Annotated in this window: 24 protein-coding genes; 18 read left to right on the top strand and 6 right to left on the bottom strand. The window is 62.0% G+C overall.

Going from position 1 to position 26,615, the window contains the following annotated elements; genetic code table 11:
* The first annotated feature begins 4 nt into the window (after nucleotides 1–4).
* From ACE04I_RS18045 to ACE04I_RS17990, 12 genes are all read left to right on the top strand, one after another.
* Nucleotides 5–1,015: a LacI family DNA-binding transcriptional regulator gene (locus ACE04I_RS18045; RefSeq protein ID WP_487207419.1), complete on the top strand. Its 1,011-nt coding sequence runs from the start codon at nucleotides 5–7 to the stop codon at nucleotides 1,013–1,015.
* Nucleotides 1,016–1,059: 44 nt separating this feature from the next.
* On the top strand, nucleotides 1,060–2,334 hold the full coding sequence (locus ACE04I_RS18040; protein WP_046793380.1) for an ABC transporter substrate-binding protein: 1,275 nt from the start codon (nucleotides 1,060–1,062) through the stop codon (nucleotides 2,332–2,334).
* A 73-nt stretch (nucleotides 2,335–2,407) separates the two neighbouring features.
* On the top strand, nucleotides 2,408–3,259 hold the full coding sequence (locus tag ACE04I_RS18035) for a carbohydrate ABC transporter permease (RefSeq protein ID WP_046793379.1): 852 nt from the start codon (nucleotides 2,408–2,410) through the stop codon (nucleotides 3,257–3,259).
* Nucleotides 3,256–4,086 (top strand): carbohydrate ABC transporter permease, encoded by an 831-nt coding sequence (locus ACE04I_RS18030; RefSeq protein WP_046793378.1) that lies wholly within the window; start codon nucleotides 3,256–3,258, stop codon nucleotides 4,084–4,086. Before ACE04I_RS18035 ends, ACE04I_RS18030 begins: the two co-directional genes overlap by 4 nt.
* A gap of 13 nt (nucleotides 4,087–4,099) precedes the next feature.
* Entirely contained in the window at nucleotides 4,100–5,158 is a 1,059-nt protein-coding gene (locus tag ACE04I_RS18025) for an ABC transporter ATP-binding protein (protein ID WP_046793377.1), read from the top strand.
* Nucleotides 5,159–5,177: 19 nt separating this feature from the next.
* Nucleotides 5,178–6,431: an MGH1-like glycoside hydrolase domain-containing protein gene (locus ACE04I_RS18020; protein ID WP_046793376.1), complete on the top strand. Its 1,254-nt coding sequence runs from the start codon at nucleotides 5,178–5,180 to the stop codon at nucleotides 6,429–6,431.
* A 194-nt stretch (nucleotides 6,432–6,625) separates the two neighbouring features.
* Nucleotides 6,626–6,817, top strand: coding sequence for a periplasmic nitrate reductase, NapE protein (gene napE / locus ACE04I_RS18015; RefSeq protein ID WP_046793375.1), 192 nt, complete (start codon nucleotides 6,626–6,628; stop codon nucleotides 6,815–6,817).
* Nucleotides 6,818–6,827: 10 nt separating this feature from the next.
* Nucleotides 6,828–7,328, top strand: a complete 501-nt coding sequence (locus ACE04I_RS18010; protein ID WP_082118265.1) for a ferredoxin-type protein NapF — start codon at nucleotides 6,828–6,830, stop codon at nucleotides 7,326–7,328.
* Nucleotides 7,321–7,605, top strand: a complete 285-nt coding sequence (locus ACE04I_RS18005; protein ID WP_046793373.1) for a chaperone NapD — start codon at nucleotides 7,321–7,323, stop codon at nucleotides 7,603–7,605. Before ACE04I_RS18010 ends, ACE04I_RS18005 begins: the two co-directional genes overlap by 8 nt.
* A complete protein-coding gene (gene napA, locus ACE04I_RS18000) occupies nucleotides 7,580–10,084 on the top strand; it encodes a periplasmic nitrate reductase subunit alpha (RefSeq protein ID WP_046793372.1) in 2,505 nt (834 codons plus the stop codon). The genes ACE04I_RS18005 and napA overlap by 26 nt, the downstream gene beginning before the upstream one ends.
* Nucleotides 10,054–10,557, top strand: coding sequence for a nitrate reductase cytochrome c-type subunit (locus ACE04I_RS17995; RefSeq protein WP_046793371.1), 504 nt, complete (start codon nucleotides 10,054–10,056; stop codon nucleotides 10,555–10,557). The genes napA and ACE04I_RS17995 overlap by 31 nt, the downstream gene beginning before the upstream one ends.
* Nucleotides 10,558–10,564: 7 nt before the next feature.
* The gene (locus ACE04I_RS17990) at nucleotides 10,565–11,257 is read left to right on the top strand and encodes a NapC/NirT family cytochrome c (protein ID WP_487207499.1); all 693 of its coding nucleotides are present in this window, start codon (nucleotides 10,565–10,567) and stop codon (nucleotides 11,255–11,257) included.
* Here ACE04I_RS17990 and ACE04I_RS17985 read toward each other — a convergent pair.
* Genes ACE04I_RS17985 through ACE04I_RS17975 form a run of 3 tightly spaced genes read right to left on the bottom strand, consistent with a single transcriptional unit; the run spans nucleotide 11,229 to nucleotide 15,799 of the window.
* Nucleotides 11,229–12,143 carry a DMT family transporter gene (locus ACE04I_RS17985; protein ID WP_137326516.1) on the bottom strand — a complete coding sequence of 305 codons (915 nt, stop codon included), beginning with the start codon at nucleotides 12,141–12,143 and terminating at the stop codon, nucleotides 11,229–11,231. The two genes, ACE04I_RS17990 and ACE04I_RS17985, sit on opposite strands and share 29 nt — an antisense overlap.
* 20 nt (nucleotides 12,144–12,163) lie before the next feature.
* Nucleotides 12,164–14,554, bottom strand: a complete 2,391-nt coding sequence (locus ACE04I_RS17980; RefSeq protein WP_046793369.1) for a PIG-L family deacetylase — start codon at nucleotides 14,552–14,554, stop codon at nucleotides 12,164–12,166.
* 18 nt (nucleotides 14,555–14,572) lie between these two features.
* Entirely contained in the window at nucleotides 14,573–15,799 is a 1,227-nt protein-coding gene (locus tag ACE04I_RS17975) for an ROK family protein (protein ID WP_046793368.1), read from the bottom strand.
* A 249-nt stretch (nucleotides 15,800–16,048) separates the two neighbouring features.
* On the opposite strand from ACE04I_RS17975, the gene ACE04I_RS17970 reads away from it, so the two are divergent.
* The 6 genes from ACE04I_RS17970 to ACE04I_RS17945 are packed head-to-tail and all read left to right on the top strand — an operon-like array spanning nucleotide 16,049 to nucleotide 22,573.
* A complete protein-coding gene (locus ACE04I_RS17970) occupies nucleotides 16,049–17,314 on the top strand; it encodes a sugar ABC transporter substrate-binding protein (RefSeq protein ID WP_082118264.1) in 1,266 nt (421 codons plus the stop codon).
* A gap of 11 nt (nucleotides 17,315–17,325) precedes the next feature.
* Nucleotides 17,326–18,270: a carbohydrate ABC transporter permease gene (locus ACE04I_RS17965; protein ID WP_487207418.1), complete on the top strand. Its 945-nt coding sequence runs from the start codon at nucleotides 17,326–17,328 to the stop codon at nucleotides 18,268–18,270.
* On the top strand, nucleotides 18,267–19,109 hold the full coding sequence (locus ACE04I_RS17960; RefSeq protein WP_046793366.1) for a carbohydrate ABC transporter permease: 843 nt from the start codon (nucleotides 18,267–18,269) through the stop codon (nucleotides 19,107–19,109). The genes ACE04I_RS17965 and ACE04I_RS17960 overlap by 4 nt, the downstream gene beginning before the upstream one ends.
* A 4-nt stretch (nucleotides 19,110–19,113) precedes the next feature.
* Entirely contained in the window at nucleotides 19,114–20,619 is a 1,506-nt protein-coding gene (argH, locus tag ACE04I_RS17955; RefSeq protein WP_046793365.1) for an argininosuccinate lyase, read from the top strand.
* Complete coding sequence (locus tag ACE04I_RS17950) at nucleotides 20,619–21,659, top strand: ABC transporter ATP-binding protein (protein WP_046793364.1); 1,041 nt, start codon at nucleotides 20,619–20,621, stop codon at nucleotides 21,657–21,659. The genes argH and ACE04I_RS17950 overlap by 1 nt, the downstream gene beginning before the upstream one ends.
* Nucleotides 21,656–22,573, top strand: coding sequence for a carbohydrate kinase family protein (locus tag ACE04I_RS17945; protein ID WP_046793363.1), 918 nt, complete (start codon nucleotides 21,656–21,658; stop codon nucleotides 22,571–22,573). The genes ACE04I_RS17950 and ACE04I_RS17945 overlap by 4 nt, the downstream gene beginning before the upstream one ends.
* On the opposite strand, the gene ACE04I_RS17940 is transcribed toward ACE04I_RS17945, so the two are convergent.
* From ACE04I_RS17940 to ACE04I_RS17930, 3 genes are read right to left on the bottom strand one after another with little or no spacing between them, the layout of a single operon-like run.
* Nucleotides 22,560–23,720: a glycoside hydrolase family 88/105 protein gene (locus tag ACE04I_RS17940; protein ID WP_046793362.1), complete on the bottom strand. Its 1,161-nt coding sequence runs from the start codon at nucleotides 23,718–23,720 to the stop codon at nucleotides 22,560–22,562. The two genes, ACE04I_RS17945 and ACE04I_RS17940, sit on opposite strands and share 14 nt — an antisense overlap.
* An 11-nt stretch (nucleotides 23,721–23,731) precedes the next feature.
* Nucleotides 23,732–25,285: a polygalacturonase PglA gene (gene pglA, locus ACE04I_RS17935; RefSeq protein WP_046793361.1), complete on the bottom strand. Its 1,554-nt coding sequence runs from the start codon at nucleotides 25,283–25,285 to the stop codon at nucleotides 23,732–23,734.
* Nucleotides 25,286–25,344: 59 nt separating this feature from the next.
* On the bottom strand, nucleotides 25,345–26,607 hold the full coding sequence (locus ACE04I_RS17930) for an ABC transporter substrate-binding protein (protein WP_046793360.1): 1,263 nt from the start codon (nucleotides 26,605–26,607) through the stop codon (nucleotides 25,345–25,347).
* Nucleotides 26,608–26,615: the final 8 nt, after the last annotated feature.

The following is a 26,615-nucleotide window of genomic DNA, read 5'->3' as shown; positions in this document are numbered from 1 at the left end:
AACCTTGTCCAATCTAAAACAGCTTGCGCAATCGCTCGGCTTGTCCATCACCACGGTTTCCCGTGCCTTGGACGGCTATGCGGATGTTTCCCCCACTACGCGCGAGCGGGTTCGAGAAGCCGCCGACAAGGTCGGGTATAGGCCAAACGCCTCGGCGCGCCGGCTTCGCAAGCAACGGGCCGAACTCGTCGCCGTCACGCTTCCCAGCGATCCGGGCCATATCGGCCCTCCCCACTTCATCGACATGCTCTCCGGCTGTGCCGAGCATCTCGCCGGCGCCGGTCTCAACCTCGTGATTGCGCCCGTTCCGCGTGGCGAAAGCGAACTCGAGATGTGCCGCCGCTTTGTCGACGGGCGAAGGGTGGATGCCATGCTGCTGGTGCGCACCAAACGCAATGACGAGCGCGTCGAATTCCTGCAATCTCGCGGTATTCCCTTCGTCACCAACGGGCGCACCGAATCCCCCACGCCGCACGCCTTCATCGATGGCGATGGTTTTTCCGGCTTCCGCCAAGCGACATTGCGCTTCCATGCCGCCGGCCATCGCCGGATCGGCCATATCGCTGGCCCGCAGGAATACTATTTCGCTCACACCCGTCGTCGCGGCTGGCAGGCTGCCCTGGATGAATGCGGTCTGGAGGCCAGCCTCTGCGCCGAAGGCGCGCCGACCGAACAAGGCGGCTATCTTGCGGCGCTTGAGCTTCTGCGCCGGCCGTTGCGTCCGACGGCGCTTGTCTGCGCCACCGATGAAATGGCGATCGGCGCGCTGCGGGCACTGCGTGAAATCGAGGGTGGCGAGACCATCAGCATCGTCGGCCACGACGATCTGCCGATCGGCGCATTCGCAAGCCCACCGCTATCGACCATGCGGATGACCGGCGAAATCCTCGGCGCGAGCTTCGCCTCCCTGCTGCTTCGCGCCATCGCGGGAGAACCCGCCGAGAACCTTCAGGAACTGCGTCCCATCGAATTCGTGGATCGGGAAAGCCATCGCCGTTCTTTCCCGGATGTTTAGTCAACAGCCGAAGCAAACAGAAAGACAATAAGGAGGAGAAACAAATGAAACGCTTGCTGTCATTCGGAATTCTGGCCTCGACGGTGCTGACCTTCGCCTCACCCTCGCTGGCACAGACTGTATTCCTGTCCACCCAGCTTCGCCCGATCGAGGAAGCGACCGTCGTGCGCGAAGAACTGCTGCAAGGCGTCGGCGACATCGACTATGTCGTCGAGGAGCCGCCGCAGTTCGCCGTGCGCATGGAGGCGGAGCGCCAGGCCGGCAAGCATACGATCAGCCTTGTCGGGGCGCTGCATGGCGAGCTTTCGCCGATCGCCGACAGGGATGGTTTCGAGCCGCTCGACGAACTGGCGAAGAAACTGGCCGATGGAGGCATGCCGCAGTCATTGCTCGATCTCGGCAAGCTCGGCAAGACCAGCCAGCAATACATCCCATGGATGCAGGCCACCTATGTCATGGCTGCCCACAAGGATGCGCTGCAGCACCTGCCCGAGGGCGCGGACGTGAACACGCTCAGCTATGACCAGCTCATAGAATGGGGCAGGAAGCTGCAGGAGGCGACCGGACAGCCGCAGATCGGCTTTCCGGCGGGTCCGAAAGGGCTGATGGCCCGCTATTTCGAGGGCTATTTCTATCCGTCCTTTACGGGTGGCGTGGTGCGCACCTTCCAGAATGCGGACGCCGCTGCCGGCTGGGAGAAATTCAAGGAACTGTGGGCTCAGGTCAATCCAAATTCCACCAATTATGACTTCATGCAGGAGCCGCTTGCCGCCGGCGAAGTGATGGTTGCCTGGGACCATGTCGCGCGTCTCAGGAACGCGATCTCCGCCTCGCCTGACGATTATGTCGTCTTCCCCGCGCCGGCTGGTCCGAAGGGGCGCGGCTATATGCCGGTCGTCGCCGGACTGGCGATCCCGAAGGGGGCACCGGATGCCGCAGGCGCCACCAAGGTCATCGAGCACTTGACAATGCAGGAGACGCAGCTTTTGACCGCACAGCGCGTCGGCTTCTTCCCGACCTTGAACGTTCAGCTCCCGCCGGATCTCGATCCGGGCGTCGCCCTGCTTGCAGGCGCCGTCACAGCCACACAAGCTGCCGACGATGCGCTGATTTCGCTTCTTCCGGTCGGTCTCGGAGACAAGGGCGGCGAATTCAACAAGGTCTACATGGACAGCTTCCAGCGTATCGTTCTCCAGAACGAACCGGTGGCCGACGTACTCAAGGCGCAGGGTGCAACGCTTTCCAAGCTGATGACCGACACCAAGGCTGCCTGCTGGGCGCCAGATGCAAAGAGCGACGGCCCCTGCCCCGTCGAATGAGCGCCTCCCAAGGCTGTTCGGGTTCGGGCGCAAGCCCGGACCCAGTTCTTCAATCCGCCTGCGGGGCACGCCGATGACGCAAACCAGACCCTGGGTCCCCTATCTCCTGATCCTGCCTTCCGTCGCCTTCCTGGCGCTGCTGTTCATCGTGCCGCTGGTGCAGACGATCTGGCTGGCGATCTCCGATAACGGCGCGCCTTCGCTTGCCAATGCGCAGCGCATGGTGAACGACATCAATTTCGGGCGCTCGGTCCAGAATACCTTCCTGCTCACCGCTGTTGTCGTACCGGTTCAGCTCGCCATCGCGCTTGCCATGGGCACCATGGTCGCCAAAATCGCGGGCGGCCGCGAAACCATCCTCTGGATCTGGACCATTCCCCTTGCCATTTCGGATCTCGCCGCCGGCCTCGTCTGGCTCTCGATCCTGCAGAATACCGGGTATTTCAACTCGTTGCTCTTCGGCCTCGGCCTTATCGAGCGGCAAACGAGCTGGCTTTCCTATCAGACGCCGGTGGCGCTCTTTATCGCGATCGCGATCGCCGAAATCTGGCGCGGCACGGCGATCGTCATGGTTATTATCGTCGCCGGCCTCAACCAGGTGCCGAAGGAGTTCAAGGAAGCCGCCGAAATCTTCGGCGCAGGACCCTGGACGCGGTTCTGGCGCATCACCCTGCCGCTCATCCGCCCGGCGCTGCAATCCGCCCTCATCCTGCGGACCGTACTCGCCTTCGAAGTCTTTGCGGTCGTCTACGCGCTCGGAGGCCGCAATTTCCCGGTTCTCGTGGGTGAAGCCTACAACTGGCAGAACCAGAACCAGAATTACGGGGTGGCGGCTGCCTATGCGGTCCTGATCATGGTCATCTCGCTTGCCGCGACCCTCGTCTACCTCAAGGCCATCAAGGTCGATCCGGAGCGCCTGCCATGAGCACCGCCAACCCCGCGGGTTTCGTCTCTTCTCGCCGCTGGCTGCTGTGGAGCGGCATCATCGCGCTCTGCGCCTGGGTGCTGGTGCCGATTTACCTCGTGGCGCTCGGTGCGCTCGGCGGACGCCAAGGCGTCTACCAGTGGCCGAAAACCGGTTTGCCGATGGGCATTTCGCTGGACCCGTTCCTGCTCTTCCTCAGAACCGAGGGTGTGACGCAGAGTTTTTTCAATTCGCTCGGTGCTGCCGGGATCACCGTAGCGCTGTCGATCCTGCTCGGGGCGCCGGCCGGATACGCGCTTGCCCGGTACAATTTCCGTGGCAAGGATAGCTATCGGCTGCTGGTGCTGCTCACCCGCGCCTTTCCGCTAGCCATCCTGGCGCTGCCGCTCACCGTCTCCTACATCCGGCTCGGTCTCTACGATACCATTATCGGCGTCGGCCTGATCCATACGGTTTTGGCGCTGCCCTTCGCGGCGCTGGTGACGCAGGGCATTTTCCTCGGCGTCCCCCGAGAACTCGAGGAGGCCGCCTGGGTCTTCGGCTGCACCCGTATCCAGGCCTTCTTCAAGGTCGTCGCGCCGCTTGCGCTACCCGGCATCGTGGCGACGGCGGTCTTCGCCTTCGTCATTTCCTGGAACGAGGTCTTCGCGGCTTCCGTGCTGACGGTCAGAAATCGCACATTGACGGCTTACCTGCTGACGGTGCTGTCCGAAAGCCCGATGCATTACCGGTTTGCCGGCGGCCTGCTGCTCATCCTTCCCTCGGTCATCTTCATCTTCGCGGTCAGGCGTTACCTGTTCGCGATCTGGGGCATTTCCTCCAAGTAACGGGACCATTTCCATGGCCAATATTGTCATAGATCGCATCCGCAAGAACTTCGGCTCCTTCCAGGCGCTGAAGGAAATCTCGCTGACGATCAACGACGGAGAATTCGTCTCACTGCTCGGGCCGTCGGGCTGCGGCAAGACCACGCTTCTGCGCATCATCGCGGGGCTGGAGAGCGCAACCTCCGGCGACGTGCGCATCGGCGAGAAGTCGGTGATCGGCTTGCCACCAAAGGACCGCGGTCTGGCGATGGTCTTTCAGAATTATGCCGTCTTCCCGCACATGACAGTTTACGAGAACGTCGCCTTCGGCCTACGCATGCAGAAAGTGGACGACGCGCGGGTGAAAAAGCAGGTCGAGAAAGCCGCCGGTCTGCTGCATATCGAACCCTATCTCGACCGCTACCCGAACAAGCTCTCCGGTGGACAGCGCCAGCGCGTGGCGGTCGCCCGCGCACTCGCCGTCGAGCCCAAGGTGCTGCTCATGGACGAGCCGCTTTCGAATCTGGATGCGCTGCTGCGGCTTGAAATGCGCACCGAACTCAAAACCGTGCTGCAATCGGCGGGCACCACGACGATCTATGTCACCCATGACCAGACAGAGGCGATGGGCCTCTCCGACCGTATCGCCGTCATGCATAACGGCGTGGTCGAGCAGGTGGGCTCGCCGGTCGACGTCTACAACCATCCCGCGACACGTTTCGTCGGCGGCTTCATCGGCAATCCGCCGATGAATTTCATCAAGGTGCCGGTGGAAAACGGCCGTGTAGCCGCAGGGGTTCAACAATTGGTCGTGCCGGATGGGTCCGCAAGCGAGATCGTGCTTGGCCTTCGCGGCGAAGCCGTGGAGCTCGCAAACCTGCCGGAGGGGATGGAAATGAAGGTCCGCGTGGCCGAGCCGATGGGATCGCACCTGCTCCTGACAGGATCGATCCACGACCAGCCGGTGCGCGTCATCCTGCCGGCATCCGAAACCGTCAGAAGCGGCGATGTGATCGGGCTGAAGCTCGACCGCAACCGAATCACCTGGCTTTCGCCCGAAAGCGGCAAATCCTATCCGGCAGCGGCCGCCTGAAACCCCTGGAGTATCAAGAATGAGCAAGCATCTCGACGAGGCGAGGCGGATTCTCGCGGTCAATGACCGCGGCGGCTATACGGTGCCTACCGATCGGCTCTATCCCTTCCAGTGGAACTGGGATTCCGCCTTCGTCGCCATGGGGTTTTCACTTTATGACGTCGACCGCGCCTATCGTGAACTGGAACGGCTTGCCGAGGGTCAGTGGGCGGACGGCATGATCCCGCACATCGTCTTCCATCAGCCGAGCGATACCTATTTCCCCGGCGCTAACGTCTGGCGCACGCGCCATTCGGTCCCGACCTCGGGCATCACGCAACCTCCGGTTTTTGCGATCGCGCTGCGCAAGGTACACGAGGCTGCAGGCCCTGCCGAGGCAAGAACGCCTCCCCTCTACGAGGCTGCCCTGAAATGGCATCGCTGGTGGTATTCCGCCCGCGACCCCAAGGGAACCGGGCTCGTTGCGCTCCTGCACCCATGGGAAAGCGGCAGCGACAACTCGCCCGCCTGGGACCTCGCGCTTGCCCGAGTGCCGACCACGACCGAAACGGCGGTCGCGCGCAAGGATACCGGTCACGTCAATGCCGAGATGCGTCCGCGCGATGAGGATTACAGGCGCTTCATTCATCTGGTCGATACTTATGCAGCCTGCGACTGGGAACCGGCCAGGCAATGGGAAAAGGCACCGTTCAAGGTGGCGGAAGTTCAGACGACCGCGATCCTACTCAAGGCCGGCGAAGATCTGGAGCATCTCGCCCGACTGCTCGGAAGGCAAGATGACGCAGCTGAAATCGCAGCACTCAATGCTCTGAGCCGCAAGGCACTGCTTGCCCAGTGGCGGCCGGAATTTTCGCGCTTCGTCTCCCGTGATCTGATCTCGGGCGAGGACGTGGCGGCTCCCACCCAGGCAGGCTTCATCCCGCTTCTCTCATTGGACCTGGAGGAGGAAATCGCGGGAGCATTGGTGAATGAGATGAAAGCATGGTCGAAAGGCGTGAAGGTCGCCTTTCCCACCACCAAGCCCGGTATCGAGAGCTTTGAGCCGAAGCGTTATTGGCGCGGTCCCGCCTGGGCGATCATTAATTGGCTGTTGATCGACGGGCTGAAGCGCAACGGCCAGACGGATCTTGCCGAAGAGCTGCGCAAGTCCACCATCGACGCAATCGAAACCGAAGGCTTTGCCGAATATTTCGACCCGACGACAGGTGAAGGTTGCGGCGGGCTCGGCTTCTCCTGGACGGCTGCCGCCTATCTGTGGCTGATACGGCAATAGAGCCTTTTTGACCAAAGCAGTCCCGTACAAAAAAAGGGCTTTCCCACATCGTTGGGAACGGCCACTTCCGCTCATGGACTGCTCGCATACCTCCTGACGAATGCTCCGACCGGAAGCTCGGGGCTCTTTATACTCTCGGAAGGGTTGCCATTTTCCGACTGTATATTATCATTCGTGTATATTCAGGAGGTTGCATGTCGGACGTTCTTTCTGATCCGCCTTCCCCAACAAACCTGCGGCGCAGGCGGCGTAATGAACTGCTTGCATTCTTCGCCCTTGCTTTCGGAGTCTGGCCGATAGTGGCCATCGGTGTCGTCGGAGGCTACGGATTTCTCGTCTGGTTTTATCAGATGATTTTCGGGCCTCCCGGCCCTCCGGTGCACTGAGAGAGCGTCCATGAGGCCGGCACCGCTTTCCCGACGAGAGTTATTGACCGGCCGTTCCTCGGTCCATCCGCCTCGCCTCTGCCCACCCGGAGCCTCCCTTGAGAGCCTACGCAACTGCACCGGATGCGGCCTCTGCGCGGAGCGATGTCCCACCGGCATAATCCGCCTCGTGGGCGGACTTCCGAGCGTCGACTTTTCGGCTGGCGAATGTACCTTCTGTGCCGCCTGCCAGGAAAGCTGTCCTGAAGCCGTATTCGACGAGAAGCCCGCTTCGCGCTTTCCCCATACCGCCCTCATCGGTGACGGATGCCTTCCGATGAGCAACATCGCCTGCCAGTCCTGCGGTGAGAGCTGTCCCGTTCAAGCCATCCGTTTTCGACCGCGGATGGGCGGTCCTTTCCTGCCCGACCTGGACGACATGCTCTGCACCGGTTGCGGCGCGTGTCTGCAGGTTTGCCCGGTCAACGCGATAAGCATGCGGCCCCTTGCCCAGGAGGCAGCCCATGGCTGATCAAACGGCCTGGCACATCTCCAGCGCAGTGGTCGCGACGAAGCCCGGATCGACCGAAAGCGTTTTGACTCACATCAAAGACATGGCCGGCGTTGAGGTCCATGCAAATAACGGCGCGAAAATCGTCATCGTACTCGAAGGAGCAAGCACCGGCGCCCTTGGCGAGATGCTGAGCCGGATATCGGTGCTCGACGGGGTCGTCGCGGCCAACATGGTGTTTGAACATGTGGAAACACGAGGAGAGCCGAACCATGACGGGAGAACTGACACGGCGTGACATGCTGAAGGCGCATGCGGCCGGGGTCGCGGCAGCTGCCGCCGGGGTGGCTCTGCCGGCGGAAGCGCAGCCTATACCGGGCGGGGTGGAGGCTCTGCAGATCAAGTGGTCCAAGGCGCCGTGCCGTTTTTGCGGTACAGGATGCGGGGTGATGGTCGGCGTCAAGGATGGCCAGGTCGTCGCCACCCACGGCGACATGCAGGCGGAGGTCAATCGCGGTCTCAACTGCATCAAGGGTTATTTCCTCTCCAAGATCATGTACGGCGAAGACCGGCTGCAGACCCCGCTCCTGCGCAAGCGTGGCGGCGTCTATGACAAGGATGGCGAGTTCGAGCCGGTGAGCTGGAACGAAGCCTTCGACGTCATGGCCACGCAGTGCAAAAAGGTCCTGAAGGAAAAAGGCCCCACCGCCGTCGGCATGTTCGGTTCCGGCCAGTGGACGATCTTCGAGGGCTATGCCGCAACCAAGCTGATGCGCGCCGGCTTCCGTTCGAACAACCTCGATCCGAATGCCCGTCATTGCATGGCCTCGGCGGCCTACGCCTTCATGCGGACCTTCGGCATGGACGAGCCGATGGGCTGCTACGACGATTTCGAGAATGCCGACGCCTTCGTGCTCTGGGGCTCGAACATGGCGGAGATGCATCCCATTCTCTGGACGCGCATCGCCGATCGCCGGCTCGGATATCCGCATGTGCGCGTGGCGGTGCTTTCGACCTTCACCCACCGCAGCATGGACCTCGCCGATATTCCGATGGTCTTCAAGCCAGGAACGGACCTGGCGATCCTGAACTATATCGCCAACCACATCATTCAAACCGGACGGGTGAACCAGGATTTTGTCCAGAGTCACACCAAGTTCGCCCGCGGCGTGACCGACATTGGCTACGGCCTGCGGCCCGACAATCCGGTGGAAGTCAACGCAGCCAATTCTGCCGATCCGGCCAAGACCGAGCCCATGGACTTCGAGGCGTTCAAGGAATTCGTCTCCGAATACACGCTGAAGAAGACGGCGGAGCTGACGGGCGTCGATGCGGGCTTCCTCGAGCAGCTTGCCGAACTCTACGCCGATCCGAAGACTAAGGTCATGTCGCTCTGGACCATGGGCTTCAACCAGCATGTGCGCGGCGTGTGGGCCAATCAGATGGTCTACAACCTACACCTCCTGACCGGAAAGATTTCGGAGCCCGGCAACAGCCCGTTTTCGCTGACCGGCCAGCCATCGGCCTGCGGCACCGCCCGCGAGGTCGGCACCTTCGCCCATCGCCTGCCGGCGGACATGACGGTGACCAATCCCGAGCACCGCAAACATGCCGAAGAGATCTGGCGCATTCCCCACGGCGTCATCCCGGAAAAGCCCGGATATCATGCGGTGGAACAGGACCGCATGCTGAAGGATGGAAAGCTCAATTTCTATTGGGTGCAGGTCAACAACAACGTCCAGGCCGGCCCCAACACGAGCAATGAAACCTGGCAGGGCTACCGCAACCCCGACAATTTCATCGTCGTGTCGGACGCCTATCCGACCATTACGGCCATGAGCGCCGACCTGATCCTGCCCGCCGCTATGTGGGTGGAAAAGGAGGGAGCATACGGCAATGCTGAGCGCCGCACCCATGTCTGGCATCAGCTCGTCCAGGCAAAAGGCGATGCCCGTTCGGATCTCTGGCAGATGGTCGAGTTTTCCAAACGCTTCACCACCGACGAAGTCTGGCCTGCCGATATCCTCGATGCCGATCCCGACTACCGCGGCAAGACGCTCTATGACGTGCTCTTCCGCAACGGCGAGGTCGACCGCTTCCCGCTCAGCGAGGTCAATGAAGAATACGCCAACAACGAGGCCAAGGATTTTGGCTTCTACATCCAGAAGGGTTTGTTCGAAGAATATGCCGCTTTCGGCCGCGGACATGGTCACGACCTTGCGCCCTACGACAGCTATCATGAAGTGCGCGGACTTCGCTGGCCTGTGGTCAACGGGCAGGAGACCCGCTGGCGTTACCGCGAAGGCTACGACCCGTATGTGAAACCGGGCGAAGGCGTGAAGTTCTACGGCCAGCCGGACGGCAAGGCGGTCATCCTCGCTGTTCCCTACGAGCCGCCAGCCGAATCGCCGGATGAGGAATTCGATTTCTGGCTGGTGACCGGCCGTGTGCTGGAGCACTGGCACTCCGGCTCGATGACGATGCGGGTTCCCGAACTCTACAAGGCCTTTCCTGGTGCCCGCGTCTTCATGAACGGCGACGATGCCCGCAAGCGCGGTATCAACCAGGGCGCCGAGGTCCGCATCGTCTCCCGACGGGGCGAAATCCGCTCTCGCGTCGAAACCCGCGGCCGCAATCGTATGCCGCCTGGGGTGATCTTTGTTCCCTGGTTCGATGCCAGCCAGTTGATCAACAAGGTCACCCTCGACGCAACCGATCCCATCTCCAAACAGACGGATTTCAAAAAATGCGCGGTCAAGATACTTCCCGTCGCCTGATCCGGCGATCCGAATGGATGATGGTCGCCGCAGGGTTCGTGCTGTTCCTCGCGACCGCGTCCCTCGCCCAGGTGGTGCAGCAGATGGTGCCGCAACTCGAAGGCCCGACACCCTCGATGGCCACGGGCGCTGCCGCGCCATTGCCGAAATGGGTGGTTGACGACAAGCAGGTCATGCGTGCCTATCCCGATCAACCGCCGATCATCCCGCACTCGATCGAAGGCTATCAGCTTTCGGTGAACGCAAACCGGTGTCTGTCCTGCCACAAGCGCGAGTTCATGCAGGCTTCGGGCGCGCCGATGATTAGCGTCACGCACTACATGACCCGCGATGGGCAGATGCTCGCCGATGTTTCGCCAAGGCGATACTTCTGCACCGCCTGCCATGTACCCCAGGCCGACACGCGGCCGCTGGTGCCCAACGCTTTCAAGGACATGAGCGAGATGGGTTTCAAGCAAGCGGGAAGCGAGTGAACTTATGATCGCCTGGATCAAGAAAATCATCCTCTGGGCCTGGAATATCCTCGCCACGCCCGCCGGAACACTCGGCTTCGGCTTCCTCACTCTTGGTGGTTTCATCGGGGGAGTGATGTTTTGGGGGGCGTTCAACACCGCCCTCGAAATAACCAATACCGAGAAATTCTGCACCTCGTGTCACGAGATGCGCGACAACGTCTACGAGGAGCTGACCCGCACCATCCATTTCTCCAACCGCTCTGGTGTCCGCGCCTCCTGCCCCGATTGCCACGTTCCGCACAACTGGACCGACAAGATCGCCCGCAAGATGCAGGCGTCCAAGGAAGTCTGGGGCAAGATCTTCGGCACGATCAATACCCGGCCGAAATTCCTGGAAAAACGGCTGGAACTGGCGCAGCACGAATGGGCGCGATTGAAGGCCAACGATAGCCTGGAATGCCGCAACTGCCATTCGTCGATGGCGATGGACCTTCAAAAGCAGACGCAGCGCGCCGCCGAGATACACACCCGCTATCTGCTGTCGGGCCAGGCAACCTGTATCGATTGCCACAAGGGTATTGCGCATGAACTTCCTAACATGGAAGGCATCGATCCCGGCTGGAAGGTGCCGCGGGAACTGGAAGGCAAGAAGATGGCCGGCTCGACCCCGATCGACGACCTGAGGGCGGTCATCGAGGACGCTCATGCCGGGCTTTAGCTCGCGATGGGATGGCGCGTCGTTTCATCCTTCTCTCCAGCCAGGCTGAAGCTTGGAGCGAAGCGAGAATGACCACGACGCCGAGGATCACGCGAGCCTCCGGCACTTCGCCGAAAAAGACATAGCCGACCGCCGCAGTGAAGACGATGGAAAGATAGCCCACCGGCGCCAGAACACTGGCGTCGGCGATACGATAAGCCCGCAGAAAGCAATATTGGCCGATCTGGGCGAGAAAACCGATGCCGAGCAGAGGCAGCCAATCGGAGGGCCGGACCGGCTGCCAGGTCATGATGGCGGGAATGGCGGTGATCACCGCCAGGCCAAGGGTGTAGAACACCATCATCACAGTCGTGTTCTCGTCCCTCAAGGCTCGCGTCTGGATGATTGCCAGGGAACCGAAAACCACCGAAACCAGCACGACCAGCACCTTCGCATCGAAACCGGCGGTCCCCGGCGCGATCACGATCAGGACGCCTCCGAATGCACCGAGGGCGCCGAGCCATCGGAGCCAGCTCACGGTCTCGCCGAGCATGGCCACCGCCATGGCCATGGTGACCAGCGGCCGTGAGAAGCCCACGGCATTCACGGTCGCCAATGGGAGAATGGTGATCGCCAGAAAGTTGCTCGACAGTGCGGCGGCATTGCAGGAGATGCGAACGATGTTGCGCCACGGGTGCTTGATGCGGGTCATTTCCAGCCGATGACGCCAGATCAGCGGCAGGATGAAGAAAAGCCCCACCATCGCGCGGATGAACACCAGCTGGAAGGCGGGATAGGTGGCCCCCTGAGCCTTGACCAGCGCCGTCATGCCGCCCGCAACGAGCGTCATGTCCAACAATAGCCAGCCCACCCCGATGCGAGCATTGGATGCCCGCTCTCCTTCCATTTCTTGTGCCGCCTGCCCGCTCACGCCGGTTGCACGAGATTGGCCATCAGCCGGAAAGCGCCGGGCACCAGCTTGTCGAGCTGATGATGCAGAACCAGGCTGGTATGGGTATGGCGGCCTTTGCCGATGGAGCCGGAGATCAGCGCCCCTTCGAGCGGCTGCTCGTTGACGTCGTGCATGGCGAGCAGAGGTTCATAGGCCTCGTCCCAGCGGGACGCGAAATAGAGGCCGCGTTCCTTGTCCCAGTCCCGCCAGTCTTCGGCCCCGATGACGTTGGGGGCCTGCATCAGAACATGATCCGGCGACAGCACGATAACCTCCGCCTGAGGGTCCGTGACCCGCCAGCGCAACGACGGCGAGCCGATCTCGATCCGACGCACCGGTGTCCTTTCAGGGCTCCAGCCATCGCTTGGGCGGTGGTACAGCGTCACCAAATGGCCGCCCTCCTCGACGAAGCGATGCAATCGTTCCGTCGCCAAAGCGAGATCCCTGCGGATGCCGAAAGCGAATATCCCGACCACGATCGTGGTGAATCGAGAGAGATCGCCAGAAAGAGCATCCGCATCGAGTTCCGTCACGTCGAGGCCCATGCGCCCAAGCCAGCTACCGACGTGGTCGGCGCCTCCGCCGACATAGCCGATCCGCGCACCTTCCGGCAGCTTCAGATCGAGCGGCAAAATCCTGAGCACGGCCGGTGCCTGGAAGCTCGCTCGGCCGATATGCGGATAGGCAATCGGCGTCGTCTGGTAGGCGGGGCGGCTACCGATCTCAGCCGGGATCTCGACGAGGCCGGGTTTCACGGCCTCTGCTGAAGATAGCAGCCAATCCTCCTCGTTCTTCTTCATCGTCCAGCCGACGGGAACGTTGAAGGATACCGCCGCTTCGGCGCCTGAAATCTTGGCTTGAACCGGCCATTCCCTTGGCGATGTGTCGAGCGGGATGATCAACGCATCCGGAACAAGTGTGAGCGACTGGGCTGGCACGACTGCGAAAAGTTCCTCCAGATCGAACGCCCCCTTCACGGTGCGGCCGCCGATTTCGGCCGAGAGGGCGACGCAGGCATGGCCGTTGCCCTCAAGAGAGGTCCAGCTCGGCAGATAGAGGCCCGACAATGGAACATCGGCATCCGCCGTCAGCGAAAAGACCTGGTCCTTGTCCGTTGAGAGCCGCGAGAACGAGACGCCTTCCGGCAGGTGCGGCACCACTTTGACCATGCGCTCCGCTCCCTCGCCCACTTCCACCGTTAGCCTCGCCACGCCGCCTGGAGAAATGGCGGGGGGTTCGACATAGGCCCGTTCGAAGACGGCAGCGGCTTCAAGGATCGCTGCGTCCACCTCCGCCCGTTTGCGGGCGACACGGTGGCCGTGCCAAGCGAGGAATTCTTCAGATGCCGACAGGACGGCACGCTCCAGATGGCCCGCTGCCTCGACAAGTGCGGTTATGATCCTCTCACGATCCGGAAAAGCCGAAATCGCGGCCGCAATCGCATGATCTGCCGCACGCAGCGCCTCGCCGCCGGCGCCCGGAATACGGGCAAGCTCGGCAAGCGATGACGGCAGGTTTTCGAGGATGGAGCGCTCTTCCCTTACCTCGGTCGCGGACAGTTTCAGATGCAGTGGCCAGGCCCGATCCGGTTCTTTCGGCCAGTGACCCATTCCCTGGGAGGCATGATAGTAGCGCGACCACTCGCCGATCCGGTCGTATTCCGCACCGCTTACCGGCTCCCGGCCATCGACCGTTACGGTCAGCGTCGCATCGGGCGGTGGTACCTCGTCATCATAGGTGCCGCCGCCCCCGGACCAGGCCGGAAGATAGTATTTTGAAACCGTCCAGGGCTTCAGCCCCTCGGCCAGTTGCTCGGGATAGGCTTGTCGGTCGGCTGCCAGCGCGATCGCGGCCTCGGCAGCACGTGTCATTGCCCGATGATGCCCATGCTGGCCCGGCACATCCAAGAAGGTTGGAATGACGATGTCCGGACGCTCCTGACGGTAGGCGCGCACCAGCCGTTCGACGATGCGCGCCTCGCCCCATCGGCCGAACGTCGCATCCCCATCCTTGGAAAAACCGAAATCGTGAACCGGATCCTGCGGACCGTGGCCCAGCCAGCAGACATCGGCATCCAAAACGCGTGCAGCTTCTTCAAGCTCGCGCGAGCGGATCACCCCAAGCGCGCCGAGGCGCTCCGGACCGAGCGCATTCTGGCCGCCCTCGCCGCGTGTCGAGCAGGCGATGATGACCCGAACGCCGAGCCCAAGCCGGAACCAGGCGAGCATGCCGTTCTGCTCGTCGTCGGGATGCGCTCCGGTGTTCATCACCGTGACTGTGGATTTCAACCGCGACAGCTTGCGGTGAAGCCGCACGAGGGCGGGATCGGCCATCTGCCGTTCGATGCGTTCGCGGGCGGTCAGCATGAAAACTCCTCCAGTATATCACGCAGGAATATCGGCGATCGCCGTAAGCGAGGTCTCCAGCTTCGGCGTCACGACATGGAACAGCGGCAGCGATGCGGCTCCGAGCGCCGCGGTCAATTGCCCCGTCTGGCCGCGCAGCACGCGCGGCAAGGCGCGCTGACGCCGGCTTGCCACGGACGTGGGCAGGTTGCCCATGCGGCGAATGATGTCATCGATGACGGCGTCCGGCAGAGCACCGCCGAGGATCACCGTCTGCGGGTCGAGGATGTTTTCAAGCATCGCGACCATGGGGCCGAGATAGGCGGCGGCCTCCTCGACCCATCCCTCCACCACCGGATGGGCGGCAGCATGCAGCCTTTCGAGATCGGCAACCTCGCAATTCTCTATTCCCACGCCGGCGAGCTTCTCCTTCAGCACATAGGCCGAGGCATAGCCCTCGAGACAGCCTCGCTGCCCACAGGAGGGGCACGGTCGTCCCTTCGGCGCGACGGTGACATGGCCGATTTCCCCGGCATTGCCGAAAGCCCCCCGATAGGGCGAACCATCCTGGATGATGCCGAGGCCGATACCCACGCCGAAATAGATCATGCAGAAATTGGAGATCGCCAGACCGGCACCGAACAGCCGCTCGCCGACGGCCGCGGCCGTCGCGTCGTTTTCGACGACGACCGCATGTCCGCAAGCCTTGCTGAGCGCCGCAGCCGCATCGACCCCTGCCCAACCGGCAAGTGTTGTCGGTCCGACCGAAGTCATTCCTTCGATCTCGAAAGGACCCGGCATCACGACGCCAACGCCGAGAAGCTTCGAAGCGACGGATCGGTTGAGGGCGGAAAGCTCTTCTGCGAACGTTGAAAGGATGTGGTCCGGCGTCGTGTCCTTGAGCGGCGTAATGCGCTTGTCTCGAAGCCGACCCGAAAGATCGAGCGCGACCGCCACCATGTGGTCTGCGGCGATCTCCACGCCGATCGTCGCGCCGCCTTCCGGATTGACCGCGAACTGGATTGGCGGCTGGCCGCGTCCAGAGCGCAGGCGCCCCATTTCCATCAGCAGCCGCTCTCCCACAAGTTCGTCGACGATGTTGGCGACCGCCTGGGGGGTGAGTTGGGTCAGTTTCGCGATATGCGCGCGTCCGAGCGAGCCGTGCCGGCGCACCACATCCAGCACCACACGCCGGTTGTGCTCGCGGCTTCGTTCAGGATTTTTCCCCAGAGCCACCGGATGCGCGCCGATCGTTTGTATTGTCATGTCGCCGACTTTCAGTTGCCGGTATGTGCCATCGCAGGAACCTGCCTCGGGGAATAAAATAATTCAAGTAAATTATCTTATTGACAAACGGACCGATGCGGGGAACCGTAAGGGGGCAGCTGCGGGGGTTGAGCGCAGCGGCGGAGGAGCGAACGTGAACCCTCCGCATATCCATAAGCAGGTCGGTCGATAGGCAGCCGGCCGCAGGGAACAAACGTGACCTCAGACCGGCAAACCCGGCGGGGCAAAATGGAGGCTCACATGCGCAAGGCAACTTTGTTCGCCGGTCTCGTTGCCGGCTTCAGCACGTTCGCATTCAATGCCGCACAGGCGGTGGAAATCGAATATTGGCAATATGTCTTCGACACGCGCGTGAAGGCGATGGATCAGCTTATCGCCGAGTTCCAGAAGGCCAATCCGGATATCACCGTCAAACATGTGACCTTTCCCTATGCGGATTACCAGACGCGCGTCATCGCGGCCAATATGGCTGGCCAGGGGCCTGATGTCATGCAGCTCTTCTATGGCTGGCTCGACAAGTTCGTCGCCGGCGAATTGCTGCAGCCGCTGCCGGCCGACACCTTCCCGCACGACAAGATCGAAAGCGAGTTCTTCCCCATCGTCAGCGCCATGAAGCGCGGCGAAGATTATTACGGGCTGCCGACCGCTGTCCGCTCGCTCGCCCTCTTCTACAACAAGAAGCTCTTCACCGAGGCTGGTCTCGACCCCAACAACCCGCCGAAGACGCTCGACGAATTCGTGGCCGCAGCCGAAAAGATCGCCAAGCACGATGCCTCGGGGAACCTGACGGTCGCCGGTTCCACGCTCGACATGGGCGGCCAGGATCACCAGTGGTGGCGTGAAGTGCTGATCCGCCAATACGGCGGCACGCCCTATACCGACAACGACGAGAAGGTAAATTACGACAACGAAGCCGGCATTCAGGCCTTGAAATTCTATACCAGCCTGCAGCTCGAAAAGAAGATCGGCCAGGCGGGCTTCATGGACGAGGGCCAGGCCGCCTTCCGCGCCGGCATGGCCGGCATGACGATCGACGGCACCTTCCGGCTGGGATCGTTCAAGACGATCAAGGATTTCGAATGGGGCGTGACCGAACTGCCGGCCAATGCCGAAGGCGTGCGGTCGAACTATGCGAGCTATTTCGCAAACGCCATCAGCGCCAAGACGGAAGGCGAAGAGCTGGAAGCCTCCAAGAAGTTCCTGGCCTATCTCACCTCGCCTGAAGCGATGGATCTCTGGCTAAAAGAAGTGGGAGAGCTCCCGGCCCGCCGTTCGGCGGCCCTGACGGAAAAGAACGTTCAAGACCCGATCTACGGTCCTTTCCTGAGAGGTCTGGAATACGCGCATACGACGCTGTTCAAGGATGAAGCCGCCCAGCGCCAGAACGCCATAGACATGGCAAACCGTGTGTTGCTCGAGGGCCAGTCGGTCGAGGATTCGATCAAGCAGGCGGCCGAGGCCGAACAGGAAATCATCGACGCGGCCAAGCCGTAACGGAGGTTTCGATGACTGTGTCGGTTGAACGAAAGGGGGCGGCGCTTGCCCGCCCCGGCGGCATGCGCGCAAGCGGCTTTTCGATGCGCACGAAAAGGTTGCTCTGGGTCTGGGGGTTCCTTGCCCTGCCAATCCTCTTCTATTCCGTGATCCGCTTCTACCCGACGCTGCAGGCATTCTGGCTTTCGCTGACCAACTGGGACCTGTTGCGGCCGGCGAAGTTCATCGGATTCACCAATTACACCAAGCTCTTCAGCGATCCGCAATTCTGGAAGGTGTTTAAAAACACTTTCACATACCTGATCCTCGGCACACCGATCAGCCTGGTGCTTGCCTTCGCGATCGCCTTCTTCCTCGATCGCGTGCGGTTCCTGCATGGCTTCATCCGTGCGCTCTATTTCCTGCCTTATCTGACGACCGCCGCCGCCATGGCCTGGGTCTGGCGCTGGTTCTACCAGCCGCCGCCGATCGGCATCATCAATGACGTCTTCGGCATGCTCGGGCTCCCTCAACAGCCTTTCATCCGCTCGACGGATCAGGCACTTTATTCCATCATGGTCACGGCCATCTGGGCCGGACTCGGCTTCCAGATCATCATCTTCATGGCCGGATTGCGCGCCATACCGACGACATTCTACGAAGCGGCCCGCATCGATGGACTCGGCGAATGGGCGATCCTTCGCAAGATCACTTTGCCGCTTCTCAAACCCACGACGGTCTTCCTAGTGGTCTTCTCGTCCATCGGCTTCCTGCGCATCTTCGACCAGGTCTACAACATGACCACCAACGACCCGGGCGGGCCGCTCGGGTCGACCAAGCCACTGGTTCTGATGATCTACCAGACTGCCTTCAATTCATATGCGATGGGGTATGCGGCGGCGCAGACGGTGGTGCTCTTCACCATCCTGCTGATCGTCTCGCTCCTGCAACTCTGGATCCTGAGGGAAAAGAAATGAGCGAAGCACCAGCCCTCCATCGCCCGAACATCCGCCCCGGCACGATCGTCACCTGGACTCTTCTGTTCATCGGCGGGCTCATCATGATCTCGCCCTTGCTCTTCATGTTCTCCACGTCGCTGAAGACTGCCGACCAGGTTTACGACCTGCGCCTCATTCCAGCCGCGCCGACGCTTGCAAATTATGTCGCGGTTCTTGCGGATGGACGCTTCCTGCGCTGGTTCTTCAACTCGACGCTGATCGCCATCATCGTGACGCTGTCGAACTGCTTCTTCGATAGCCTGGTCGGCTACACGCTTGCGAAGTTCGAGTTCCGCGGCCGCTACTTCATCTTTCTCGCCATCCTCTCGACGCTTATGATCCCGACGGAAATGCTGGTCATCCCGTGGTATCTGATGTCCAGCCAGCTCGGCTGGCTCGACAGCTATTGGGGCATCATGTTCCCGGGCATGATGACCGCTTTCGGCACCTTTCTGATGAAGCAGTTCTTCGAAACCGTCCCGAACGATTTCATCGAAGCGGCTCGCGTCGACGGCCTCAACGAATTCCAGATCTGGTGGAAGGTGGCCCTGCCGCTGGTCACACCCGCACTATCGGCGCTCGCGATCTTCACCTTCCTCGGCAACTGGACGGCCTTCTTCTGGCCGCTGATCGTCACGACCAGCAAGGAACTCTACACGCTGCCGGTCGGGCTTTCGAGCTTCGCCGTCGAGCAGTCCATCCAGTGGGAAATGATCATGACCGGCGCGGCGATCGCCACCATTCCCACGCTTCTCGTCTTCATCGTCCTGCAGCGTTACATCGTCCGCGGTGTCATGCTGGCGGGCCTGAAAGGATAGTGCCATGGCGGACCCGCGCCTTTCCGATACCAGTAAATTTCCCGATCCGATCTACAAGGAAACCGTGCTCAAGCCGCTCTTCGACGGCGCCAAGAGCCATCATGTGGATGGATTCCGCAGGATCGACCGCGCACATCTGGTAATGCTGGTCGAGACCGGCATCCTCGACAAGGAGCTTGCGGCCAAGATCGCCAATGCGCTGGAAGCCATCGACCGGGAAATCGATCCTTCAACGCTCGTTTATACCGGCGAGGTCGAAGACTTCTTCTTCCTGATCGAGAAGGAGCTGAGGGCGCGGATCGGAGTCGATATCGCCGGCCGTCTGCACACCGCCCGCTCGCGCAACGATATCGATCACACGCTCTTCAAGCTCGGCCTGAAGGAGAAGATCGATGCGCTGATGGAAAAGGCAAGGCTGCTGCTCGCCACCATGATCGACGCTGCCGAACGGGAGAAGTCCACCCTCATCGTCGCCTATACGCATGGACAGCCGGCCCAGCCGACGACCTTCGGCCACTATCTCTCTGCTGCGATCGAGGTGCTGATCCGGGACATCGAGCGCTTCGCGGATGCGCGACGGATCGTCGATCTTTCGCCCATGGGCGCTGCTGCGATCACCACGTCCGGCTTTCCGATCGATCGCGCACGCGTCGCGGAACTGCTCGGCTTTTCCGCACCGCTTCGCAACTCCTATTCCTGCATCGCGGCCGTCGATTACACGACCGCGACCTATTCAGCGATCGAACTGATGTTCCTGCATCTGGGGCGCCTCATCCAGGATTTCCAGTTCTGGACAAGCTTCGAGGTGGGCCAGATCTACGTGCCGAACGCGCTGGTGCAGATCTCATCGATCATGCCGCAGAAGCGCAACCCGGTACCGATCGAGCACTTGCGCCATCTCGCAAGCCAGACATTCGGCCGGGCGCGCACCATGCTGGACGTGATGCACAACACGCCCTTCACGGACATGAACGACAGCGAGGGCGAGACGCAAGGCATGGGCTATGAAGCCTTCGCTTCCGCCTCGCGGGTGCTCGACCTGCTTACGGCCCTCATCGCCCAGATCCGGATCGATCCGGAGCGCGTCGAGAGTAACATCCGCCGCTCCTGCATCACGATTACGGAATTAGCCGACTCGCTGGTGCGGATCGAGGGCCTGTCCTTCCGCGAAGCGCACGAGATCGCCGCGGCGACGGCAAAGAGCGTCGTCGCTGCCAAGGGCAGCCTGACCGATGACGGTTACGAGCCCTTCCTCAAGGCTTTCGAGCATCTGGCCGGTCGCAAGCCTTCTGTCGATTTCCAGAAGTTCAAGGAGATCGTTTCACCCGAGCATTTCGTCGCCGTGCGCGGGCGCTTCGGCGGGCCGGCGCCGGAGCCGATGACCGAGGCCATCACCGCCTATCGCGAAAAGCTTGGAGCTTTCGAGGCCGACGCAAGGCAGGCTGCCGATCACGAAGCCGCCGCCGCCGCGGAGCTGAAAGAAAAGTTCACCGCCCTGGGAGCCCGCTGATGGCGACGATAGAACTCGACAAGATCGTGAAGCGCTACGGCAAGATCGAAGCGGTCAAGGGTATAGACCTCTCGATCGCAGACGGGGAATTCGTCGTCTTCGTCGGCCCTTCCGGCTGCGGCAAATCCACGACGCTGCGCATGATCGCAGGGCTGGAGGAAATCTCCGACGGCACGCTCAAAATCGGCGAGGACGTCGTCAACGAGCGCGAACCGAAACAGCGCAACATCGCCATGGTCTTTCAGAACTATGCGATCTACCCGCATATGAGCGTGCGCCAGAACATCGGCTTCGGGCTCTATACCTCAAAGCTCAGCAAGGCGGAAAAGGACAAGAGGATCGAAGACGCCGGCAAGATTCTCGGCCTCGAAGCGCTGCTCGACCGCCGCCCGGCGGCACTTTCCGGCGGCCAGCGCCAGCGCGTCGCGATCGGCCGCGCCATGGTTCGTGATCCGGCAGCCTTCCTCTTCGACGAACCGCTTTCCAACCTCGATGCCCAGCTCCGCTCGCAGATGCGCATCGAGATCAAGCGCTTGCACCAGCGGCTCAAAACCACGACTGTCTATGTCACCCACGACCAGATCGAGGCGATGACCATGGCCGACCGGATCGTCGTTATGAAGGACGGCAATATCCTGCAGGTCGGCACGCCGTCGGAACTCTACGAAAACCCTGTCGATGTCTTCACCGCCCGCTTCATCGGAAGCCCGTCGATGAACCTCGTGGCCGGGCAGCGGACCGGTGCTGGCGTCAGTCTGGTCGCGTCCGGCGATCTTCTGATCGGCGTCCGTCCGCATGATCTGCTCGCCCGGCCCACGCCGGCAGGCGGAAACGGTTTCAGCCTGACCGGCAGGGTGACGGCCGTCGAACCTCTCGGCCCGGAAACACTGGTGCACCTGGATACCGCGGGCACTTCCGTGATCGCGACGGCGCGGGACAAGTTCGTCCCGGAAGTGGGACGTCAACTTAGCTGCGAAGCGGCGACGGGTAGCCTTTATCTCTTCGATGCCGGAACCGAGAAATTCCTGGGCCGTTCATGATGACCCCGACAAACGATGCTTCCGCAGTGCTCTGCATAGGGCGGATTTACTGCGACCTGATCTTCACTGGCCTTGGCGGGTTTCCTCAGCTTGGCAGGGAAGTGTTCGCCGAGGGCATGGAAATCGCGGCCGGCGGCGGGGCCTTCATCGCAGCCGCGCATTTCGTTCATGCCGGTCGCCGGACCGCGTTGGTAGCTAGGCTCGGTACTGATCCACTCTCGGCCGAGGTGGAGACCCAGATACGGGCGAGCGGCGCCGATCTACGTTTCATCGAGCATTCCGCGGAAGCCGGCCCTCAGGTGACGGTCGCATCCGTTGTGGGTGAGGAGCGTGCTTTTCTGACGCGCCGGGCTGGCGGCGCCAAGCCCTCCACGCTGGACGAAAGCCTGTCCTGGGATGAGGCCTGCCATCTCCATATCGCCGAATACGCCACGCTGCACGAGATCCCGGAACTCGTTTCGCTTGCCAAAGCGAAGGGATTGACAGTTTCCCTTGACCCGAGCTGGGATGAGAAACTGATCCGTGATCCCGGCCTGTTTGACGCCTGCAAAGGCGTCGATATCTTCCTGCCCAATCTGGAGGAAGCGGAAGCCATGACCGGCCGGCGTGATCCCGAGGCGGCTCTGGAAAATCTCAGCCGGGCCTTTCCGCTGGTCGCGCTGAAGGGCGGCGCCGACGGTGCATGGCTGAAATTCGGCGAGCGCGTCCTACACGTCCCCGCCCAAAAAGTGCCGGTGGTGGACACGACCGGCGCGGGCGATGCATTCAACGCGGGCTTTATCGATGCCTGGCTGCGGCGCGCGCCGGAAGAACAGTGGCTGGAGGCAGGAATCCGTGCCGCCAGCCTTGCCATCCAGGCGCCGGGCGGCGCAACGGTGTTCTCGCGTGCCGTGTCCCAGGTTAGGGGTGCTTGACGCCCTGTGGCCTGCCAGCCATCGCATCAATAACGAGTTCAAGCGATTGCCTCGTGTCCAGCATGAAGGCTTCCGCGAACGCCATCATCAACGGGCCGACACCCTTGGAATCGTCGGCGACGACCGGCTCGGTCAGATAGTAGGCGGGCGTTCCGTCGCGATAGGGCCCCGATACGGTCCCCAAACCTGCGACCTGGCAGATGCCAGTAAAGCGAACACCGCCACCCTGCCGGACAAGGCGCGTGCCGATCAGGGCATTGAGGCCTCGTTCACCCGCAAGTCGAAGGGCATCGGTCTCGTTTCCTTCCGCCAGTCCGGTACGCACGGCGCGCAGGAAGGCGTAGACGAGCATGGCCGAGGCGGAGCTTTCCTCGTAGTTTCCAACAAGATCCGGAGGAGCATCCATCACCTGCGGCCAAAGACCGGAAGAAGCCTGACGCTCCGCAAGCGCCAGCAGGATGGCACGGGCGCGGATCCGAAGAGGCCTTGTCGCGCCGTCTTCCGGCAACAGGGCCAGCGCATCGACCAGAGCCATGGCGAGCCAGCCCATGGCTCGTCCCCATACGGCCGGGGATTTGCCAGTGGCGGGATCCGACCAGCGCTGTCTGCGGCTTTCGTCATAGCCATGCACATGCAATCCGCCTGCCGTCGAAGTCAGTGCAAGGGCAGTGGAAAACTGCGACAGCGCATCGGCGATGCGTGACATCTCGCCGGTAGCCCGCGCATACTCAATCTGAAAGGGCAAAGCCATATAGAGGCCATCCAGCCACACCTGATGCGGATAGCGCTTCTTGTGCCAATAATTGCCCGAGAGGATGCGGGGGTGCCTGTCGAGCTGCCCGACAAGGTGACGCGCCGCCGCCATATAGCGCGGATCGCCCGTTTCCTTCGTAAGGGGAAAGAGGATGCGCCCGGAAAGGATATTGTCGATATTGAACTCCTCCGGATCATAGCCGGCAAGCTTTCCATCCCGGCCGATCTGTGCCGAACTCAGCCGCAGGAGATGTTCGCGCCAGCGCGCATCGCCGGTCGCTTCGTGCAGGAGATCGAGGCCGCGATAGATGCAGCCATCCTCGTAACACCAGACGCCGCCCTTGTAGGGCTCGTAGTTGCGGCAAAACTGGTCGAAATAATCGATAGGGTTCATGGGGCGCGCACTCATGCGAGAGGAAGGCTGACGGAGCCTGGGGCGAGAAGAGCCGGATCATCGCAGTCGACGTCCGCCTGCTCCGCGACAATGGTCTCGTGGCGCATCGGGCGGACGCGATCTGCCATGATCGGCGGCGTCGGTTCGGCATCCGGGTTCAGGGAAAGGATGCGCAGGCCACGAATGCGGATATTCCGGATAGGGGATTCCGGCAGTCCGAGGAAAGCGCCCGCCGCGTGCGAAAGGCCGTGTATATCCACATCCTCCACGGTGACGCCGTCGATCAACGGCGTGCCGGGCCCGATCGAAGCGGGTAGCCGCGACTGGACCCATTCGTCGTGCCCGTCTGCATCGCAATGGTAGTGGGCGTTCGCGGAAAGCGCGGTATGAACGCCATCCATCCGCACCCGGCGCATGGAGATGCCGGTAATCGCCCCGCCTCTTCCCCTGCGGGTTTTGAGCCTCAAACCGCGATCGGTGCCGATCATTTCGCAATCCTCGATGGTGACATCGTGAACGCCGCCTGACATTTCCGAACCGATGACCAGCCCACCATGACCGCGCTCCATCAGGCAATGGCGCACATGCACCCCTCGCGTTTCGGCAAGATGATCCACCTCGCCGTTCGCATCGCGCTTGCCCGCCTTGATCGCGATGCAATCGTCTCCGACCGAAAAACGTACGCCTTCGATGCGGACATCCCGGCAGCTTTCCGGGTTGAAGCCGTCCGTGTTTGGGCTGTCATGCGGGGCCGCAATGGTAAGGCCAGCGGCGACAACGTTCCGGCAGCCTTGCGGATGGATCGTCCAGGACGGCGCGTTGCGGATCGTGAAACCGAGGAGCGTCACATCCGAGCAGCCGATGAGATGGAGGCCACGCGGCCGGCGCGCGCCCTCGCGCGTTTCCTTCGGCCAACTCCACCAATCGCCGCGGTCACCCGATCCGTCGATCGCCCCCCTCCCCTCGATGACGAGCCGCTCGGCGCGGACGGCATGTACGGGTGCTGCAAAGCAGGCCGCAGGCAATCCCTCCCAACTGCCGAGCATCGAGCCGGACGCGTCGCGCGCCGGCAGGATCGGCCAGCCAGTGCGCAGTGAGGGCGCGCGCAGCACCGCTCCTGCGGCAAGGTGAAGCGTGATGTCGCTGCCAAGTGCTATCGGAAAGGCGGTCCAGAGGCCCGGGCCAAGACGGAGGGTCCCGCCCTGGGGTACGGCCGCAAGAACCGAGGCAAACGCCACAGCGTTATTCCTCGCCGCCTCCATATCGTCCAGCGAGATATCCGCAACCAGGCCATGATCCGCTGCCTCGACCAGGCCTGCGCAGGGCCGCGTGGCAAGTTCGAGCGGGGCGAAACCTTCCGTCTCGAAGCGGTAGCGCCTTGCCGGCGCCAGCCCTTCGAGCAGGATCACCGCCAGATCGGTGCGCCCCTCGCGCGCAGCCTCGTCATGCCCGATCGGCGAAAGCCGCCAAGCCACGGCAGCGGGCAAGCGGTAGCATGCGCCGGGCATGCCGAGGCGCAGGGCCGCGATCCGCGCCGAGATCGCAACGAGGGTCGGTCGGTTCATTGGTCTGTCTCATGTCAAGGCCTGCCACCCCGTCGTGGAGCGGCAGGCGGATGGGCTCGTCAGTCGAACTTGGCGAGTACGTCGTTCACGGTATCGATGATCTGCTCGGCGGCACCGTCCGCATCGATCTGTCCATAGGCATATTCCTCAAGCGTATCGATGAAGGCGCCACGGATTTCCGGATGCTCGTTGAACGGCGAGACGACCGGCCCGCTCGAAGCCATGACGATCTTGTTTGCCCGCACTTCCGGCTTGTCGCTGTCACCCAGACGCTCGAGCGCGGCCTTGGATGTGGGAATTCCGCGCGACGTGCCGAGCGCGTCGATCCCTTCGGGCTCGTTGAGCAGGCAGTTCAGGATCTCGGCAGCAGCCTCGGGGTCCTTCGAATGCTTGGAGATGGAGAAGACCATCGAGGGCTTGCGATAGACGCCGTCCGTCACAGCACCGGCCAGCTTCAGCATCGGCACGGGTTCCAGCACCTGCCCCTCCTTCAGAGGGTCGGCATATTTCGAATAGGTCGAATCCCATTCATAGGAACCTGCGATCCTGCCTTCCGCCCAAGCGGGCTTTTCGAACAGGTTCACATTGCCGTCGGCAGCTTCTTCCTTCTGCGACCGGATCGCGCCGGATTCCACGAGCTTGCCGAGAAAATTGATGCCCTGGGCGAGTTCTTCCGGTGTCCAGGCCACGCGGTTGGTCGCCGGGTCCACCATGTCCTTGCCGGTTGCCTGGGTGACCGCGAGGATGGTGACCAGATGCGCGGTCTCCTTCACCGCGTTGAAGGTGTAATGGTCGGAGCCGAGCTTTTCCTTGATCGCTTTGGTGGCGGTGAAAAACTCATCCCAATTGGTGGGGATCGCAACGCCGGCCTTATCGAAGGTCGTCTTGTTGAAGAAGAAGACGCGGCCGGTGGTGGAGACAGGTAGGCCCTGCAGCACGCCGTTCATCGAGCCCGCGGCAAGATCGGCATCCGTCCAGTTGGCGAGATCGAGCCCTTTCAGCGTCCGCAGGTCGGCAAAACCGTTTCCATTTTTGGAAAAGAGCGGCAGCCAGGGCCAGTTGACCTGCATGATATCGGCTTCGGTCATGCCGGCCATCTGGGTCGTCAGCTTCTCCAGATAGCCGTCGAAACCGGTAAACTCCCCTTTCACCGTATGGCCATGCTTGACGCCGCAGGCCTCGGCCGCCTTTTGGGTGGCAACATGGCGGCTTTCCCCACCCCACCAGGCCATGCGAAGTTCGGCTGCCTGGACTGCCGTCGAGAGCGCGAGGGTCGTCACGGCGGCGCTTGCGAGAGCCGCCAGCATATATCGGGTTTTCATTGTCTTCC

This window comes from Rhizobium moroccans (assembly GCF_057559155.1).
This window is presented reverse-complemented; position numbering and strand designations above follow the sequence as displayed.